This is a genomic window from Streptomyces sp. NPDC046866 (genome assembly GCF_040704625.1).
Lineage (GTDB): Bacteria > Actinomycetota > Actinomycetes > Streptomycetales > Streptomycetaceae > Streptomyces.
In genome coordinates this window covers 71,123-88,879 of sequence record NZ_JBEYXN010000003.1, presented here as the reverse complement: position 1 = coordinate 88,879, position 17,757 = coordinate 71,123, and the positions used below count along the sequence as shown (strand labels likewise).

The window sequence follows — 17,757 nt, the reverse complement described above, 5'->3', positions numbered from 1 at the left end:
CCGCGTTATGAAGGTCAGCGGTACCGTGGCCGCATCTCGCGGTCAGGCCACGACGAAGGGACACCAGTTCACCATGGCAGTAAGCCTCTCCAAGGGCGGCAACGTCTCGCTCACGAAGGAGGCCCCCGGCCTCAGCGCCGTCACGGTCGGCCTCGGCTGGGACGTGCGCACGACGACCGGTGTCGACTTCGACCTGGACGCCTCGGCCATCGCCGTCAACTCGATGGGCAAGGTCGTCTCCGACGGCCACTTCGTCTTCTTCAACAACAAGTCGACCCCGGACCAGAGCATCGTCCACACCGGTGACAACCGCACCGGCGAGGGCTCCGGCGACGACGAGTCCATCAAGGTCAACCTGGCCGCCCTCACCCCCGACGTCGACAAGATCGTCTTCCCGGTCTCCATCTACGACGCCGACTCCCGCAGCCAGAACTTCGGCCAGGTCCGCAACGCGTACATCCGCGTCGTGAACCAGGCCAACGGCGCCGAGATCGCCCGCTACGACCTCTCCGAGGACGCGGCCACCGAGACCGCCATGGTCTTCGGCGAGCTCTACCGCAACGGCGCCGAGTGGAAGTTCCGCGCCGTGGGCCAGGGTTACGCCTCCGGCCTGGTCGGCATCGCCCAGGACTTCGGCGTCAACGTCTGAGTCCGGCCGCTGCCGCCGCCCTGACCGGCGCCCGCGCCCGCGGTGCGCCCCGTCAGCAGCGCCAGCCCCCTCCCGGCCGTCCGGGGAGGGGGCTTCGCCATGCCAGGCGTGCGCGCACCACCATCCCCGCGCAAGGAACCCCTCCGACCCGAGTGAGCCCGGCCGGAGTCCACCCGGCCGTGGGCGGGGGCCCGGGCCGGGCGGCCGGGCCCGGCGGGACCTCAGGGGGCCGTCAGTGCGGCCGGTCCTTGCCGTACAGCCAGACGTCCCACACCTTCTTCAGGTCCAGCCCCGTCTTCTGCTCGGCGTACGCGGTGAAGTCCTTGGTGCTCGCGTTGCCGTGCCGGTGGTCGGCCACCCAGCCGCGCAGCAGCGCGAAGAACCGCTCGTCCCCGGCCTCCTGCCGGATCCGGTGCAGCACCATCGCCCCGCGGTAGTACACCGGGTCCTCGGAGATGTTGCTCGCCGCCGGCGGGGCGCCCGGCGGGAACGCCGCCCAGTCCGTGCCCGCCGCCTCGTCGACCGAGGTGTCGCCGGCCAGGAACGCCTCGAAGCGGCGCTGCGCGCTCACCCCGCCGTGCTCCTCGTCCCACAGCCACTCCGCGTACGTCGCGAAGCCCTCGTTGAGCCACATGTCCTTCCAGGACTTCGGCGAGACCGAGTTCCCGAACCACTGGTGCGCCAGCTCGTGCAGGACCAGGTCCTGGTCCTTCGGCGCGCCCGAGAACACCGGCCGGGTCTGCGTCTCCAGCGCGTACGTCAGCGTGCCGGCCGGCACCACGATCGCCCCCGCCGTGGAGAAGGGGTAGGGGCCGAAGCGGGCACTGCCCCAGTCCACCATCTCCGGCAGCCGTGCCAGCGCCGGCCCGGCCGCCGCCGCCTCGCCGGGCGCCACGGCCGTGTACAGCGGCACCCCCGCCGGGGTCCGCCCGTCCGACACCCGGAACGCGGCCACCGCCGCCGTCACCAGGTAGCTCGCCACCGGCTCCGGGCTGTGCCACACGAACTGCGTCCGGCCGCCGCCGGCGTCGGTGCGCGAGCGCAGCTCGCCGTTGGAGACCGCCTCGTACCCGTGCGGGACGGTGAGGGTGATGTCGTACGAGGCCTTGTCGCTGGGGTGGTGGTTGCCGGGGAACCAGGCCATCGACCCGACCGGCTCGCCGACGGCGACGACGCCTCCGCCGTCCCGCCCCTCGCCCCGGCTCTTGTCACCGTCCTCGTCCTCGCCCCCGCCCCCGCCCGCGAAGGGGATCCAGCCCTCCTTCGAGCCGTCCGGGTCCGACAGGGTCCGCGGCCGGCCGCTGTAGTCGACCTCCGCACGGAAGACCTCGCCCGCCGTCAGGTCCTCGGCCGGACGCACCGTCAACTCGTTGCCGGTGCGGTTGAAGCGGGCCTCCTCGCCCTGCACGCTGACCCCCTCGACCTTCAGGCCGGCGAGGTCGAGGTTGAAGGAGCTCAGGCCCTGCTCCGCGCGCGCGGTGATCACGGCCGTGCCGTGCAGGACCCCGTCCGCGGGGTCGTAGTCCAGGTCCAGCGCGTAATGGTCGACCTGGTAGCCGCCGTTGCCCGCCTTGGGGAAGTACGGGTCGCGCAGGCCCGACGCGCCCGGCCGCCCGTGCACGGAGCTGCCCGTGCACCCCGCGACGAGGGCCAGCAGGACCGCGGCGGCGGGGACGGCCACGCGACGGGAGGGGCGGGAGGGGCGGACGGGCGCGCGGGTTTCCACAGGGCCGATCCTATGGGGTGTCTTGTCGCACTACGGCCGGATTCGGCCTCGGGGGGCGAGGCCGAATCCGCATCGCGGACGGACCGCGGACCGGACCGGGGCCCGGAAGCGGGGGCCCGGAAGCGGGGGGACTACTTCTCCAGCGCCTCGACGCCCGCCTTGGCGTACTTCTCGTCCAGGTCCCCGCTCGGCGCGCCCGCCACACCGATGCCCGCCACCGGCGCGCCGCCCGCCTGCACCGGCGTGCCGCCGGCGAGGAACAGCGTGCCCGGGATGTCCTTCAGGTTCGGGGCCTGGGCCAGCCGGCCCGCCAGGACCGAGGTCGGGGCGTTCCACGACACGGCCGTGAAGGCCTTGCGCTGCGCCGACTCGTACGACTGCGGACCCGCACCGTCGCCACGCAGGGTGACGATGGTGTTGCCGTTGCGGTCCACGACCGCGACGGTCACCTTCTGGTTCTCCTTGCGGGCCGCCTCCAGTGACGCCTGCGCCGCACGCGTCGCCGCGTCCACGGTGAGGTGCGTGGTCGTGGTGAAGTTCTTGTCGTTCACCTCGCCGTCCTTCTTCGCGACGGCGGCCGCCGGAGCCGACTCGGGCTGCGCGGCACTGGCGCTGACCGCGCCGAAGGTCCCGGCGCCGAGCGCGACGGCGAGGGCGGTACCGGTCAGAACGCGGGTGCGGGTCTTCATCTCTGCTGCTCCTGCTGGTGCGGGGACATCGGTCCTGGTGCTGCATCCAGCCTCGGCCCCGAACCGCCGCCCGCCCGTCCCCGGACCGGCTCGCACCCGCTGCCCCACCGGTCGACCCCCGTATCGTCCGATCGGCTGATGCGCACCCGCCGGCCACCCCGCTTGGCTGGACGGCGCCCTCGCCCGCCACCGGGCACGATGGAGCAAGAGACCGACCCGGGAGCCCCGCCGTGACAGACGTGCCCCACGTGACCCACGTGACCCGAGCGCCGTCGCGGAAGGCCGACACCCGCATGCTGGCCGCCGTCATGCACACGGCGTTCTTCCTGCTGCTCGGCGCCTCCGTCGCCCGGTTCCTGCTGCGCCACCCCGGCTCCCCGAACACCCCGTGGATCATCGCCCTCAGCGCCGCACTCGCCCTGCTGTACGTCCTCGGACCCGCCCTCGGCGCCGCCCCCACCCTGCGCCGGCTGATCTGGCTCGGCCTGGTCGTCGCCGCCTGGGTGGTCCTGGTCGTCCTCGCCCCCAGCTTCGCCTGGTGCGCCGTCCCCCTCTTCTACACCGCCCTGCGCACCCTGCCGCCGCGCGCCGCCATCGTCCTGGTCGCCCTGCTCACCGTCTTCGTCGTCGCCGCCCAGCTCAAGCTGTCGCACGGCTTCGACCCCAACCTCCTCCTCGCCCCGCCCGCGATCGCCGCCCTGGCCACCGCCGTCTTCGTCCACATGGAGCGCCAGGCCCAGGCCCAGCGCGACCTGATCGACGACCTCATCCGCACCCGCCGCGAACTCGCCGCCACCGAACGCCGCGAAGGCACCCTCGCCGAACGCCAGCGCCTGTCCATGGAGATCCACGACACCCTCGCCCAGCACCTCTCCAGCCAGCAGATGCTGCTCCAGGCCGCCGACCGCGTCTGGGACGGCGACCCCGCCACGGCCCGCGCCCACGTCCGCACCGCCACCGGCATCGCCGCCCGCGGCCTCGCCGAAGCCCGCCGGCTCGTCCACGACCTCGCCCCGCCCGAGCTCGCCGGCGGCGCCGGGCTCGCCGATGCGCTGCGCGCCCTCGACGCCGGCCCCGACATCGACGTCCGCTTCCACCTCGAAGGCACCCCGGCGCCGCTGCCCGAACGCGTCCAGTCCGCCCTGCTGCGCGTGGCGCAGGGCGCGCTCGCCAACGTCCGCGAGCACGCCCACGCCCGGACCGCGGCCCTCACCCTCAGCTTCCTCGGCGACCAGGTCGTCCTCGACGTCGCCGACGACGGCGACGGCTTCACCGAACCCCGCGCCCCGCGGGGCGGCGACCGCGGACACGGACTGCCCGCCATGCGGGCCCGGGTCGGCCAGCTCGGCGGCACCCTCACCATCGAGTCCACCGCCGGCGAAGGCACCGTCCTGTCCGCAGCCATCCCCCTGGAGCACCGCCCATGACGACCCTCCTGCTCTGCGACGACCACGCGGTCGTCCGCGCCGGCCTGCTGGCCCTGCTCGGCAGCGCCCCGGACATCGAGGTCCTCGGCGAGGCGGGCAGCGGCGAGGAAGCCGTCGCCCTCGCGGCGCGGCTGCGGCCCGACGTCGTCCTGATGGACCTCCAGCTCGGCGACGGCATCGACGGGGTCGAGGCCACCCGCCGCATCACCGCCGCCGGCAACCCGCCGCACGTCCTGGTCCTGACCACGTACGACACCGACGCCGACATCACCCGCGCCATCGGAGCCGGCGCCACCGGCTACCTCCTCAAGGCGGAACGGCCCGAGGAGCTCTTCGCCGCCATCCACGCCGCCGCGGCCGGCCGCACCACCCTCTCCGCGCCCGTCGCCAGCCGGGTCATGGCCGCCATGCGGGGCTCCCGGCCCACGCTGACCGACCGCGAGCTCGACATCCTGGGCCAGCTCGCGCGCGGCCTCGGCAACCGGGACATCGCCCGGGCCCTGTTCATCAGCGAAGCCACCGTCAAAACCCACCTGGGCCGCATCTACGACAAACTCGGCGTCGACACGCGGGCGGGCGCGGTGGCGGTGGCCAAGGAACAGCGCCTCCTCCCGTAGGCCCCCGCGGCCCTGATCCGGCAACCGCGGGGCCCCGGCCCGGCCACGGCCCGGCCCCGGCCCCGGGCCCGGCGGAGCCTGCCGCCCGGTCCGGACGGCCGGCCCGACCGGCCCCCGCCCTCCCCCGCGCTCACCCATGACACCATCGGGTACGTGCTCGACATCGGCTACTCCCTCTCCCGGCGCTTCCCGGACCCCCCGCAGACCGACTACCGCTCGGCGGACGTCCACTCCCTGCGCCACGACCTCTTCTGCGGGGACGTCTACCTCGCCGACACCGTCTCCGACCGGGAAGTGTCCACAGCCTGGGGATGGGTACCCGTACTCGACTTCGCCTGGGCCCTGTGCGACATCGTCGAGCAGCTCGACGAAGACCCGCGGGGCAGCCGCTCCGCCGACCGGCGCTTCGCCGAGCTCGACTTCACCGAGTCGACGGACCGGATGCTCTTCGAGCGGCGCTTCGGGTGGGTGGACATCGAGGCGGACTGGATGCCGGCCGAGGAAGAGCCGCTGACCTTCAGCCACAAGCTGCTGCGGCGCGAGGCCCGCGACTTCCTCCACGACCTGATCGCCGACCTGATCGACATGCACGAGTCCCTGGCCGACAACCCGGTCATCTGGACCCTCCAGTCCCGCTTCCCCCGCGTCCCGGCCTGACGGCCCCTGCCCGCCGCCATACGGCCACCACCGACCCCGGCCCGGCCCGCCCGGCCGGTACCCGCCCGGCTCCGCCCGGCTGGCGTCACGGGCACTACCCGGCAGGACCCCTGCCTCGGGCTCGGCCGCCGCTACGGGCACGGCGCAGCACGGACCCGGCTCGGCCCCGGCCACGGCCCCGGCCGCCTACGCTGGGCTACCGCCGGCGCCTCAAGCGCCGCGGCGAGGCTGAAAAACCCGGGCGCTGCGCGCCCGGTGCGCTCAAACGCCGCGCGGGCTGGATGGTGCCGCTCCACGGCACTTCCAGCCTGGCCCGGCACACCCACCCCGCCCGGCGGAAAGCCACCCCCGCCCCGCGGAAACCCAGCCCCGCCGGCAATTGAGGCGCGGGGTCTGGGGCGGAGCCCCGGGCGGCCCGCCGGCTACGGCTTCGGCCGGGATGACGGGGTCCGGCCCAGCCGCCCCCGCCCCGCGGAGGGGCGCAGGGCCGGGTCTGAGGCTTCGGAAGCGGCGGGGCTACGGGAGGACGCGCAGGCCCAGTTGGGCGGCCAGGGCCGGGGCCAGGTCGAGGAGCTGGGCCGGGGTGACCACCGCGCCGGCCAACGAGTCGACGCCCCGCGCCACCTCCAGCTCCACCGCCTCCCGCACGTCCACGTCCACCATCCGGGCCCCCGTCACATCGGCCCCCCGCACCACGCACCCCCGGAACTCCACCCGCTCCAGCACCGCCCCCGCGAGATCCGGCTCCACGAGCACGCACCCGTCGAACACCACGTCCCGCAGCCGCGCCTGCCGCAGGTTCAGGTAGTCGATCTTCCCGCCCCGGACCACCACCCGCTCCAGCACCGCCCCGGACAGCCGGACCCCGCCCAGCCGCGCGTCCACCAGCTCCACGTCCCGCAGCGAGGCCCCGGACAGGTCCGTCCCCACGCCGCGGATCCCCTCCCACACCGAGTCCAGCACGCGCGCCTTGGCCAGCCCGGTCCCGTCCAGCACGCACCCGCGCAGCGCGCAGTCCATGAACCGCGCCCCGACCCCCTCCTGCCCGGTCAGGTCCGCGGCCGCGAACTCCACCGCGTCGTAGTCACCCTCCGGCTCCAGGACGCCGCCGGCCGGCCACCCGCTGAGCTCCGGCAGCCGCACCTCCGGCCGCCGTGCCCTCTTCACCGTCTGCTGCCCGTTCCGCTGCTGCCCGTTCCGCGCCATGCGCCCATCGTGCCCGCCGCCACCGACAACGCCCCCGACGGTGCCGTACCGCTTCCCTCAGGCGGAGCCCAGCCGCCGCAGCGCCTCGTCCGCCAGCCGGTACACCGTCCACTCCTCCTGCGGCCGCGCCCCCAGGGCCTCGTAGAACGCGATCGTCGGCTCGTTCCACCTCAGCACCGACCACTCCAGCCGGCCGTACCCCCGCTCGACGCACAGCCGCGCCAGCTCCCCCAGCAGCGCCTTCCCGTACCCGCCCCCGCGCGCACCGGGACGCACGTACAGGTCCTCCAGGTAGATCCCGTGCACCCCCCGCCACGTCGAGAAGTTCAGGAACCACAGCGCGAACCCGACCGGCTCGCCCTCCTCCGTGACCGCCATGTGCGCGAACGCCGCCGGCCGCTCCCCGAACAGCGCCTGCCGCAGCTGTTCCTGCGTGGCCCGCGCCTCGTGCGGCACCCTCTCGTACTCCGCGAGCTCGCGGATCATGGCATGGATGGCGGGAACGTCCCCGACCTCGGCGTTACGGATCATGCCCGCAGCCTAGGCCCGCCGCCGCGGGCCCCGCCCTGCCCCTGGCCCCGTCCCGGCCCCGGCCCCGCCCCCTCCCCACACCCGTCACACCGCCAGGTCCCCGGCCCGAAAACCCGACACCCCGACCCTGGACACCCCTGCGGAACCCCGTGTACCAACTCCCCCATGACGATCAACGGCGGCATCTCCTTCTGGTACGCAACGGACGCCACCACCCGCACCCGCCCGCCCCGCGCCCCCCTCACCGGCGACACCACGGCCGACGTCGTCATCGTCGGCGGCGGCTACACCGGCCTGTGGACCGCCTACTACCTCAAGACCTCCGCCCCCGACCTCCGCGTCACCGTCCTCGAGCAGAAGTTCTGCGGCTACGGGGCCTCCGGCCGCAACGGCGGCTGGCTCTACAACGGCATCGCCGGCCGCGACCGCTACGCCCGCCTCCACGGCCGCGCCGCCGCCCAGCGCCTCCAGCAGGCCATGAACGCCACCGTCACCGAGGTCATCGACACCGCCGCCAAGGAAGGCATCGACGCCGACGTGCACCACGGCGGCGTCCTCGAAGTCGCCCGCACCCCCGCCCAGCTCACCCGCCTCAAGGCCTTCCACGCCGCCGAGGTCGCCTTCGGCGAGACCGACCGCGAGTTCCACGACGCCACCGCCACCCGGGCGCGCATCGACATCGCCGACGCCGTCGGCTCCAGCTGGACCCCCCACGGCGCCCGCATCCACCCCCTCAAGCTGGTCAACGGGCTCGCCGAAGCCTGCGAACGCCTCGGCGTCACCCTCCACGAGTCCACCCCCGTCACCGACATCGCCCCGGGCCGCGCCACCACCCCGTACGGCACCGTCCGCGCCCCCTTCGTCCTGCGCTGCACCGAAGGCTTCACCGCAGGCCTCAAGGGCCACAAGCGCGCCTGGCTCCCCATGAACTCCTCGATGATCGTGACGGCCCCGCTCCCCGACTCCACCTGGGACCGCATCGGCTGGACCGGCGCCGAAACCCTCGGCGACATGGCCCACGCCTACATGTACGCCCAGCGCACCGCCGACAACCGCATCGCGATCGGCGGCCGCGGCGTCCCGTACCGCTACGGCTCCCGCACGGACAACGACGGCACCACCCAGCCCTCCACCATCACCGCGCTCACCCGCCTCCTGACCGCCTTCTTCCCGGTCCTCGCGGGCGTGGAGATCACCCATGCCTGGTCGGGCGTCCTCGGCGTGCCCCGCGACTGGTGCGCCACCGTCTCCCTGGACCGCGCCACGGGCCTCGGCTGGGCCGGCGGCTACGTCGGCTCGGGCGTCGCCACCTCGAACCTCGCCGCCCGCACCCTGCGCGACCTGGTCCTGAACGACACCACGGAGCTGACCTCCCTGCCGTGGGTGGACCACCGCGTCCGCCGCTGGGAGCCGGAGCCCTTCCGCTGGCTCGGCGTCCAGGCCCTGTACGCCGCCTACCGCGAGGCCGACCGCCGCGAGGCCGCCACCCACACCCCGACGACGGCCCCGCTGGCCCGCCTGGCGGACCGCATCTCGGGCCGCCACTGACCCGCGCCGCGCCGCCCGTACGCGCAGAAGGCCCCGGAGCAGAACTCCGGGGCCTTCCACTTCTGTTCGCATTCCTCGGCCGGAATGACCTCCGGCCTGGAACGGAGCCCCCTGTCGGATTCGAACCGACGACCTACGCTTTACAAGAGCGGTGCTCTGGCCAGCTGAGCTAAGGAGGCCTGTGGCGCCGGGCGCACAGAATCGCCTTCACTTTACACAGCCGACGGGCCCGCCCGCGCGGGTCTTTCGCCTCCCGCACCGCCGCACGTCACCCGCGGCCGGTACTGACAGAACGCCCCCCGCCAGGTAGCGTCGGGCGGAAGTCCACCGCGGTGGACCGGACCACCACTTCCTTCCACTCGGATCGTCCGGCACGTTCCTGCCGGTAGAAGGGATGCATCAGCATGGCTTCCGTCACCTTCGACAAGGCGACCCGGCTCTACCCCGGCGGCGACAAGCCCGCCGTCGACGAGCTCGACCTCCACATCGAGGACGGCGAGTTCCTCGTCCTCGTCGGCCCCTCCGGCTGCGGCAAGTCCACCTCCCTGCGCATGCTCGCGGGCCTGGAGGACGTCAACGGGGGCGCCATCCGCATCGGCGAGCGCGACGTCACGCACCTGCCGCCCAAGGACCGGGACATCGCGATGGTGTTCCAGAACTACGCGCTGTACCCCCACATGACCGTCGCCGACAACATGGGCTTCGCCCTGAAGATCGCCGGCGAGGACAAGGCCACCATCCGCCGCAAGGTCGAGGACGCGGCGAAGATGCTGGACCTCACCCAGTACCTGGACCGCAAGCCGAAGGCGCTCTCCGGCGGCCAGCGCCAGCGCGTCGCGATGGGCCGCGCGATCGTCCGCAAGCCGCAGGTCTTCCTGATGGACGAGCCGCTGTCGAACCTCGACGCCAAGCTGCGCGTCTCCACCCGTACGCAGATCGCCGCGCTCCAGCGCGACCTGGGCATCACCACGGTGTACGTCACGCACGACCAGGTCGAGGCCATGACCATGGGCGACCGGGTGGCGGTGCTCAAGGACGGCCTGCTCCAGCAGGTGGACACCCCGCGGAACATGTACGACCGCCCGGCGAACCTGTTCGTCGCCGGGTTCATCGGCTCGCCGGCCATGAACCTGGTCGAGGTCCCGATCACCGACGGCGGCGTGAAGTTCGGCGAGAGCGTCGTGCCCGTGTCGCGCGAGGCGCTCGCGGCGGCCGCGGACGCGGGCGACCGGACGGTGACGGTCGGCGTGCGCCCCGAGCACTTCGACATCGGCACCGAGGGCGGCCTGACCATCACGGTCAACGTGGTCGAGGAGCTGGGCGCGGACGGGTACGTGTACGGCAGCACCTCCAAGGCCGACGGCGGTCAGGACATCGTGGTGCGCGTCGGCGGCCGCCAGGTGCCGGAGAAGGGCTCCAGCCTGCACGTGGTGCCGCGGCCCGGCGAGATGCACGTGTTCTCGACCTCCTCCGGGCAGCGGCTGTCCGACTGATCGCGCGCAGGCGCCAGACACACGGACGCGCAGACGCGCAGACACACAGACGCGCAGATGCACTCGAAGGGGCGCTCCCGCAGGGGGTGCCCCTTCGGGCATGCTGTTCCGGGCAGACCGGGCATTCACCCCCGGCCGTCAACACGGGATTCGAAAAGCCACGTCGAACCATCCCCCGACCGGGTGACCGACTGTCGCCACGCCTTCACCGAGCGCTACTCTCGCCCTCGTGACCCACACTGCCCGCCGAATCGGCCGTTCCCTCGCCCTGGTCCTGCCCGTCGTCCTGGTCCTGTCCGGGACCCTCGCGGTCACCATGGTTCCCTGGGCGGACAATTCTTCGTCCCGGATCCTGACCGCCTCCGCCGAGGACGTCTCCGTCCCCGCGAAGCCGCGCGCGCCGCAGGACGTGCTGCGCGACAAGCTGCTGGGGGAGCTCCGGCAGGGCGAGATGCCGGGTGACGTCCTGACGCACCTGCAGCAGGAGGTGGACCGGCGGCCGTCGCTGGCCGGCCACTGCATGGGGATCGCGCGGGCGCTGGGGCGGGCCGCCGTGGAGGCGTACGGGCCGACGAAGGCGCAGTCGTACGCGCGGCCCGTGTGCGACACCTCGTACGCGACCGGTGTGGCCTCGATGGGCTGAGGGTCCGTGTGCGGGGGCGGGGCTCTACGCTGGCGCCCATGACCGACGTACCTCCCGCTCCCCGTTCCGACTCCGCATCCGATGCGTCCGCGGCCGCGATCCCGGCCGCCCTGTCCCAGGCACCCGCGCAGGCGGTGGTCCTGGCGGGCGGCCAGGGGTCGCGGCTGCGGCCGTATACGGACGACCGGCCGAAGCCGATGGTGGAGATTCCGGGCACCGGGGTGCCGATCATCGGGCACCAGCTGGCGTGGCTGGCGGCGGAGGGCGTCACCGACGCGGTGGTCTCGTGCGGGCACTTGGCCGAGGTGCTGCAGGAGTGGCTGGCCACGGCCGATCTGCCGTTGCGGGTGACGACGGTGGTGGAGGAGGAGCCGCTGGGGCGCGGCGGCGGCCTGAAGTACGCCGCGCGGCACCTGCCGCACCCGGACCGGCCGTGGTACGCGACGAACGGGGACATCTGGACGCGGTTCTCGCTGCGGGAGATGGCGGCGTTCCACGCGGAGCGCGGGGCGACGGCGACGCTGGCGTTGGCGCGGCCGCGCATTCCGTGGGGTGCGGTGGAGACGAACGAGTTCGGGCAGGTGCTGGACTTCATCGAGGCTCCGCCGTCGCCGTACCTGATCAATGCGGGGGTCTACGTGTTCGCTCCGGAGTTCACGGCGCTGCTGCCGGATCTGGGGGACCACGAGCGGACGACGTTCCCGCGGTTGGCGCGTGAGCGGCGGCTGGCGGGTTTCCCGCTGCCCCAGGGGGCGTACTGGCGGGCGATCGACACGGCGAAGGATCTGACGGAGGCGGCGCGGGAGTTGGCCGGCCGGGGCGGCTCCTGAGGCCCTCGCGGCCCCCGTACGCCCCTGGGGCCTTCCCAGCCCCCCCGTATACGTCAAGGGCCGGGGCTCGGAGCGCTGTTGGCGCTCCGGGCCCCGGCCCTTGACGGTGCGGGGGTCAGCCGAGGAGGCCTCCGACGAGGCCGGGCTTCCTGGAGGGGGCGTCGCCCCCGGAGGTGCTTCGGCTGCCGCTGCTGGAGGACGTGGGGGCCTTCGGGGCGCTCTGCTTGGAGGTGGTGCCGCTGGTCTGGCTGCCGCCGGCGCCGCGGCTGGCGGTGGGTGACTGGGAGCCGGTGCCCGTGGCTTCGCGGGTGGTGGTGCCGGTGCGTCCGGGCTTCGCGGAGGGGGCGGTGGGGCTGGGGGTGGGGTCGGCGGACTTGGTGGGCTGCTGGCTGGGCGGCTGCTGCTGGTGCTTGCTGGGCGCCTGGGGCAGCGGGGAGCCGGGCAGGTAGTTGCTGGGCTCCTGGCCGGGCCCGGGGACGGTGACGACGGTGCTGGAGCGGACGGCGCCGCCGAGGAGGGAGCCGACGAGGAGGGTGAGTCCGCAGACGACGGTGGCCATGACGGCTCCGCGGCGCAGGACGCGGCGGCGCAGGTCCCAGAGGTCGGAGCGGGGCCCGAGGGTGCGCCAGGCCTCGCCGGCGAGGCGCCCGTCGAGGGAGTAGACGGGGGCGCCGGCGATGATCAGCGGGCTCCAGGCGGCGAGGTAGATGATGTCGGGGGCGTCGTAGGCGGGGACGGTCTTCCAGCTGACGGTCATCAGCAGGGCGGCGGACAGCAGTGCGCCGAAGCAGGCGGCGAAGCGCTGCCACAGGCCGAGGACGGTGAGGACGCCGACGATGACCTGGAGGAAGGCGACGGTGAGGCCGGCGCCGACGGGGTGGGCCAGGGCGAAGTCGCGCAGGGGTTCGGCGAGGGCCCAGGGGTGGAGGGTGCGCAGCCAGGTGACCATGGATCCGCGTTCGCCGCCGTCGAAGTAGACGGGGTCGCAGAGTTTGCCCATGCCGGCGTAGATGGAGATGAAGCCGAGGAAGACGCGCAGCGGGAGGAGGACGACGCCGAGGTTCATGCGGCGGCCGGGGTAGTAGGAGGCGTGGCCGCGGCTGTCGGCGTGGCTGCGGCGGTTGGCGTCCTGGCCCGGGCCGTCTTCGTACGGGTGCTGGTCGTACGGGTCGGGGTCGTAGGGGTCGTGGCCGTACGGGGTGTGGCTGCCGGGGCCCGCGGGGTGGGCGGGGCGGGGCAGGTCCCGTACGGGTGCGAGGGGGCGGGTCTCGTCCGCTTCGCGGTCGCGGTAGGAGCGCTGTCCGATGACGGTGGGGGTGGGGACGGTGTCGCCGGCGAGGTCGTGGGCGAGGTCGACCCGGGGGATGACCTGGGTGGCGCCGTCGTCGTAGTCGTCGTGGCCGCGGCCGTGTTCGCGGACGGCCTGGAGGAGTCCGCCCATGGCCGCGGTGTCGCCGGGGGCTGATTTGCCGCTCCACACGACGGGGGCGCGGCGGCGGGCGGCCGCTGCGCCGGCGGCGGCGCCGGCCGCGGCGAGGGCGCCGCTGCGGGCGGGGATCCGGCCGGGTGCGGTCGCGGGCTTGGAACGCGCGCTCGGGCTCGGTGCGAGCCGCACGCGGAAGCTGGCGTGGTTGACGATGACCTGTGCGGGGTCGCACGGCACCTTGACCATGCTCAGCGCGGGCTGGTCGTCGAACCCTGACGTTCTGGTGTCCACACTCATCTAACCGAGTGATCAGTGTTTAGGACACTGCCTTGACAGCAGGGATGTGTCCGAGGCCCGTCAAGATCAAGCCACCCCGCCCGAAACGGGCGGGGTGGCACGCTCACGGGTCACGCCGGGTGAGCCAAGTGGCAGAGCGGCGGGCCGTTGCCGCGGCCGGTTCAGGCGCGGCGGCGGGCCGCCTCGTAGAGGACGACGCCCGCGGCGACACCGGCGTTGAGGGACTCGGCGCCGCCGGGCATCGGGATGCGGACGAGGTAGTCGCAGTTCTCGCCGACGAGGCGGCCGAGGCCCTTGCCCTCGGAGCCGACCACGATGACGACGGGGCCCGCGAGGGCGTCGAGGTCGGCGACGGAGTGCTCGCCCTCCGCGGCGAGGCCGACGACGGTCAGGCCGGCCTTCTTGTACTCCTGCAGGGCGCGGGTGAGGTTGGTGACGCGGGAGACCGGGGTCCGGGCGGCGGTGCCGGCGGAGGTCTTCCAGGCGCCCGCGGTCATGCCGGCGGCGCGCCGCTCGGGGATGACGACGCCGTGGCCGCCGAAGGCGGAGACGGAGCGGACGATGGCGCCGAGGTTGCGCGGGTCGGTGACGCCGTCGAGGGCGACGATCAGCGGGTCCTCGCCGTTGTCGTAGGCCTCGGCGGTGAGGTCCTCGGGGTGCGCGTACTCGTAGGGCGGGACCTGGAGGACCAGGCCCTGGTGGTTGAGGCCGCCGGTCATGCGGTCCAGCTCGGGGCGGGGGGCCTCCATCAGGTTGACGTTGCCGCGCTCGCCGGCCAGCTTGAGCGCCTCGCGGACGCGCTCGTCGTTGTCGATGAACTGCTGGACGTACAGGGTGGTGGCGGGTACGCCGTCGCGCAGCGCCTCGAAGACGGGGTTGCGGCCGACGACCATCTCGCTGGCGCCCTTGGGGCCGCCGCGGCGAGGTGCGGGGCGGCGCTTGGCGGCCTGCCTGGCGATGGCGTTGGAGATGCGGTACGCCTTGTGGCCCTTGCGGTCCTCGGCCTTGGGCGTGGGGCCCTTGCCCTCCAGGCCCCTGCGCCGCTGACCACCGCTGCCGACCGTGGCGCCCTTCTTGTTGGACGTGCGGCGGTTCCTGCGCTGGCTGTTCCCGGCCATGACCTCTACCTGTTTTCGTTGGTGCTGCGGTACGTACGTATGAAGAGTGTGCCGCCCGGAGGGCCGGGCGGCACAACAGAGCTGGTCCGGGCGGTGTCGCCTCAGCGGGGGCCGAGGGTCCAGCGGGGACCGGAGGGGCTGTCCTCGATGACGAGCCCGGACTGCTGGAGCTGGTCGCGGATGGCGTCGGCGGTGGCCCAGTCCTTGCGGGCGCGAGCGGACTCGCGCTGCTCCAGGACGAGCCGTACGAGGGTGTCGACGGCGCCGTGCAGGTCCTCGCCGCGGTCGGTCTCCTCGGACCAGTGCGGGTCGAGCGGGTCGAGGCCGAGGACGCCGAGCATGGCGCGCACCTCGGAGAGGCGGGCGATCGCGGCGTCCTTGTCGTCGGCGGCGAGTGCGCTGTTGCCCTGGCGGACGGTGGTGTGGACGATGGCGAGCGCCTGCGGGACGCCCAGGTCGTCGTCCATGGCCTCGGCGAAGGCCGGCGGGACCTCGGCGGCCGGTTCGACGGCCTTGCCGGCCTTCTCCACGACCCGCTGGCAGAAGCCCTCGATGCGGGCGAAGGCGGACTCGGCCTCGCGCAGGGCCTCCTCGCTGTACTCGATCATCGAGCGGTAGTGCGGGGTGCCGAGGTAGTAGCGCAGGACGATGGGGCGCCAGTTCTTGACCATCTCGGAGACGAGCACCGAGTTGCCGAGGGACTTGGACATCTTCTCGCCGGACATGGTGACCCACGCGTTGTGGACCCAGTACTGCGCGAACCCGTCGCCGAAGGCCTTGGCCTGGGCGATCTCGTTCTCGTGGTGCGGGAAGATCAGGTCCAGGCCGCCGCCGTGGATGTCGAAGGCCTCGCCGAGGTACTTGTGGGCCATGGCCGAGCACTCCAGGTGCCAGCCGGGGCGGCCGCGGCCCCACGGCGTCTCCCAGGAGGGCTCGCCGGGCTTGGCGGCCTTCCACATGGCGAAGTCGCGGGGGTCGCGCTTGCCGGTCTCCCCCTCGCCGGAGGGCTGGAGCAGGTTGTCGAGCTCCTGGTTGGACAGGCCCAGGTAGCCGGGGAAGGACCGCACGTCGAAGTAGACGTTTCCGTCCGCCTCGTAGGCGTGGCCGCGCTCGATGAGGCCGCGCATCATCTCGATCATCTCGGGGACGTGCCCGGTGGCGCGCGGCTCGTAGGTCGGGCGCAGGCAGCCGAGGGCGTCGTAGCCGTGGTTGAACGCGAGTTCGTTGGCGTAGCCGATGGACCACCAGGGGCGGCCCTGCTCCGCCGACTTGGCGATGATCTTGTCGTCGATGTCCGTGACGTTGCGGATGAAGGTCACGTCGTAGCCGCGGTAGGCGAACCAGCGGCGCATGATGTCGAAGTTCAGCCCCGAGCGGATGTGCCCGATGTGCGGGGCCGCCTGCACGGTGGCACCACAGAGGTAGATCGAGACGCAGCCCGGCACGAGCGGGGTGAAGTCGCGGATCTGCCGGGCGCTGGTGTCGTACAGGCGAATAGTCACGGGATCCAGGGTAGTGGGCCGGTGGCAGTGCCCCGCGACCCTTGGGGGGCGCGGGGCGGTCTGTCGTTGCGGTCGTGGCGCGCGGGGCCGTCCGGTACGGGCGTTCAGGCCTGGTTTGCCCGGTAGACCAGCGCGGTGGCGATGGCGGCGAGGCCTTCGGCGCGGCCGGTCAGGCCCAGGCCGTCGGTGGTGGTGCCGGAGACCGAGACGGGGGCGCCCGCGGCGGCGGCGAGCGCCTTCTGCGCTTCCTCGCGCCGCCTGCCGATCTTCGGGCGGACCCCGATCACCTGGATGGCGATGTTGCCGATCTCGAAGCCCTCGGCGCGCACGATGCGGGCGGCTTCGGCCAGGAGGGTGACGCCCGCGGCGCCGGACCACTCGGGGCGGGAGGTGCCGAAGTGGGCGCCGAGGTCGCCGACGCCGGCGGCGGAGAAGAGGGCGTCGCAGGCGGCATGGGCGGCGACGTCGCCGTCGGAGTGGCCGGCGAGGCCGTCCTCGCCCTCCCAGAGCAGGCCCGCGCACCACAGGTCGCGGCCGGTCTCGAAGGCGTGGACGTCGGTGCCGATGCCGACGAGCGGGATCAGGGGCGCGGGCGCGGCCGGGGCCGGGGCCGGGGCCGGGGACTCTCCGGGGCGTTCGGGGCTAGTAGGCATCGGTGGCCCTCCTGCGGGCGAGTACGGCCTCGGCGAGGACCAGGTCGAGCGGACGGGTGACCTTGAAGGCCTCTTCGTGGCCGGGGACCACCATGACGGTCGTGCCGAGCCGCTCCACCATCCCGGCGTCGTCGGTGGCGCCCTCGCCGTTGACGGCGATGGCCTCGTGCGCGCGCACGAGGGTGGCGAGGTCGAAGCCCTGCGGGGTCTGGACGGCGCGCAGTCGGGCGCGCTCGGGCGTGGCGACGACCGGTTCGGGCTCGCCGGGCCCGGCGGGCTCGACCTCCTTGACGGTGTCGGCCAGCGGCAGCGCGGGCACGACGGCCGGGGCGCCGTCGCGGACGGCCTCGACCACCGCGTCGACGGTGTCGACGGGGACCAGCGGGCGGGCCGCGTCGTGGATGAGGACGGAGGTGACGTCCGCGGGGAGCGCGGCGAGGCCGGCGCGCACCGACTCCTGGCGGGTGTCGCCGCCGGGGACGACGAGGACCTCGGTCCTCTCGGGCAGCGGGTGCTCGTCCAGGAGGTGGCGCACCTCGGCGGCGCCGTCGGACGGGGCCACGACGACGACCAGGGACACGGCCCGGGAGCGGGCCATCGCGCGGACGGCGTGGATGAGCATGGGGGTGCCGCCGAGGGCCCGCAGGGCCTTGGGGGCGCCGGGACCGAGGCGTACCCCGCGGCCGGCGGCCGGGATCACGGCAGCCGTGCGGTGGGGACGCGGTGCGTCAGACATCAGTAGCTC

General features: G+C 73.8%; 17 protein-coding genes and 1 tRNA gene. 8 read left to right on the top strand and 10 right to left on the bottom strand.

Going from position 1 to position 17,757, the window contains the following annotated elements; genetic code table 11:
• Positions 1 to 73 precede the first annotated feature (73 nt).
• Complete coding sequence (locus tag AB0953_RS06360; protein ID WP_366858271.1) at positions 74 to 649, top strand: TerD family protein; 576 nt, start codon at positions 74 to 76, stop codon at positions 647 to 649.
• A gap of 232 nt (positions 650 to 881) precedes the next feature.
• Here AB0953_RS06360 and AB0953_RS06355 read toward each other — a convergent pair whose 3' ends face one another.
• Positions 882 to 2,375, bottom strand: coding sequence for a M1 family metallopeptidase (locus tag AB0953_RS06355; protein WP_366858270.1), 1,494 nt, complete (start codon positions 2,373 to 2,375; stop codon positions 882 to 884).
• Positions 2,376 to 2,506: 131 nt separating this feature from the next.
• Complete coding sequence (locus AB0953_RS06350) at positions 2,507 to 3,064, bottom strand: heme-binding protein (protein WP_366858269.1); 558 nt, start codon at positions 3,062 to 3,064, stop codon at positions 2,507 to 2,509.
• A gap of 293 nt (positions 3,065 to 3,357) precedes the next feature.
• Between AB0953_RS06350 and AB0953_RS06345 the strand changes: the two genes are divergently transcribed.
• The 3 genes from AB0953_RS06345 (at position 3,358) to AB0953_RS06335 (ending at position 5,765) form a co-directional block, all read left to right on the top strand.
• Complete coding sequence (locus AB0953_RS06345) at positions 3,358 to 4,491, top strand: sensor histidine kinase (RefSeq protein ID WP_366858598.1); 1,134 nt, start codon at positions 3,358 to 3,360, stop codon at positions 4,489 to 4,491.
• Positions 4,488 to 5,108, top strand: coding sequence for a response regulator transcription factor (locus tag AB0953_RS06340; RefSeq protein ID WP_366858268.1), 621 nt, complete (start codon positions 4,488 to 4,490; stop codon positions 5,106 to 5,108). The genes AB0953_RS06345 and AB0953_RS06340 overlap by 4 nt, the downstream gene beginning before the upstream one ends.
• Positions 5,109 to 5,261: 153 nt before the next feature.
• Positions 5,262 to 5,765 carry a hypothetical protein gene (locus tag AB0953_RS06335; RefSeq protein ID WP_366858267.1) on the top strand — a complete coding sequence of 168 codons (504 nt, stop codon included), beginning with the start codon at positions 5,262 to 5,264 and terminating at the stop codon, positions 5,763 to 5,765.
• 516 nt (positions 5,766 to 6,281) lie between these two features.
• Here AB0953_RS06335 and AB0953_RS06330 read toward each other — a convergent pair.
• Together AB0953_RS06330 and AB0953_RS06325 are read right to left on the bottom strand one after the other, a co-directional pair.
• Complete coding sequence (locus AB0953_RS06330; RefSeq protein ID WP_366858266.1) at positions 6,282 to 6,971, bottom strand: pentapeptide repeat-containing protein; 690 nt, start codon at positions 6,969 to 6,971, stop codon at positions 6,282 to 6,284.
• A 57-nt stretch (positions 6,972 to 7,028) separates the two neighbouring features.
• The gene (locus tag AB0953_RS06325) at positions 7,029 to 7,502 is read right to left on the bottom strand and encodes a GNAT family N-acetyltransferase (RefSeq protein ID WP_366858265.1); all 474 of its coding nucleotides are present in this window, start codon (positions 7,500 to 7,502) and stop codon (positions 7,029 to 7,031) included.
• Positions 7,503 to 7,667: 165 nt separating this feature from the next.
• On the opposite strand from AB0953_RS06325, the gene AB0953_RS06320 reads away from it, so the two are divergent.
• The gene (locus tag AB0953_RS06320) at positions 7,668 to 9,050 is read left to right on the top strand and encodes an FAD-binding oxidoreductase (RefSeq protein WP_366858264.1); all 1,383 of its coding nucleotides are present in this window, start codon (positions 7,668 to 7,670) and stop codon (positions 9,048 to 9,050) included.
• 105 nt (positions 9,051 to 9,155) lie between these two features.
• Here AB0953_RS06320 and AB0953_RS06315 read toward each other — a convergent pair.
• Positions 9,156 to 9,229 (bottom strand) — tRNA-Thr (locus tag AB0953_RS06315).
• A gap of 225 nt (positions 9,230 to 9,454) precedes the next feature.
• Here AB0953_RS06315 and ugpC point away from each other — a divergent pair.
• From ugpC to AB0953_RS06300, 3 genes are all read left to right on the top strand, one after another.
• Positions 9,455 to 10,543 (top strand): sn-glycerol-3-phosphate ABC transporter ATP-binding protein UgpC, encoded by a 1,089-nt coding sequence (gene ugpC / locus AB0953_RS06310; protein ID WP_366858263.1) that lies wholly within the window; start codon positions 9,455 to 9,457, stop codon positions 10,541 to 10,543.
• Positions 10,544 to 10,772: 229 nt separating this feature from the next.
• Complete coding sequence (locus AB0953_RS06305; protein WP_366858262.1) at positions 10,773 to 11,186, top strand: hypothetical protein; 414 nt, start codon at positions 10,773 to 10,775, stop codon at positions 11,184 to 11,186.
• A gap of 110 nt (positions 11,187 to 11,296) precedes the next feature.
• A complete protein-coding gene (locus AB0953_RS06300) occupies positions 11,297 to 12,016 on the top strand; it encodes a nucleotidyltransferase family protein (protein WP_366858597.1) in 720 nt (239 codons plus the stop codon).
• Positions 12,017 to 12,131: 115 nt separating this feature from the next.
• On the opposite strand, the gene AB0953_RS06295 is transcribed toward AB0953_RS06300, so the two are convergent.
• The 5 genes from AB0953_RS06295 to ispD all read right to left on the bottom strand — a co-directional run bounded on the left by AB0953_RS06295 (position 12,132) and on the right by ispD (position 17,748).
• Positions 12,132 to 13,739, bottom strand: a complete 1,608-nt coding sequence (locus tag AB0953_RS06295; protein ID WP_366858261.1) for a DoxX family membrane protein — start codon at positions 13,737 to 13,739, stop codon at positions 12,132 to 12,134.
• Between the two features lie 161 nt (positions 13,740 to 13,900).
• On the bottom strand, positions 13,901 to 14,857 hold the full coding sequence (gene rlmB / locus AB0953_RS06290) for a 23S rRNA (guanosine(2251)-2'-O)-methyltransferase RlmB (protein WP_366858260.1): 957 nt from the start codon (positions 14,855 to 14,857) through the stop codon (positions 13,901 to 13,903).
• A gap of 101 nt (positions 14,858 to 14,958) precedes the next feature.
• Positions 14,959 to 16,359, bottom strand: a complete 1,401-nt coding sequence (gene cysS / locus AB0953_RS06285; protein ID WP_366858259.1) for a cysteine--tRNA ligase — start codon at positions 16,357 to 16,359, stop codon at positions 14,959 to 14,961.
• A 104-nt stretch (positions 16,360 to 16,463) separates the two neighbouring features.
• Positions 16,464 to 17,012 carry a 2-C-methyl-D-erythritol 2,4-cyclodiphosphate synthase gene (ispF, locus tag AB0953_RS06280; protein ID WP_366858258.1) on the bottom strand — a complete coding sequence of 183 codons (549 nt, stop codon included), beginning with the start codon at positions 17,010 to 17,012 and terminating at the stop codon, positions 16,464 to 16,466.
• On the bottom strand, positions 17,002 to 17,748 hold the full coding sequence (ispD, locus tag AB0953_RS06275; RefSeq protein ID WP_366858257.1) for a 2-C-methyl-D-erythritol 4-phosphate cytidylyltransferase: 747 nt from the start codon (positions 17,746 to 17,748) through the stop codon (positions 17,002 to 17,004). The genes ispF and ispD overlap by 11 nt, the downstream gene beginning before the upstream one ends.
• Between the last annotated feature and the right edge of the window lie 9 nt (positions 17,749 to 17,757).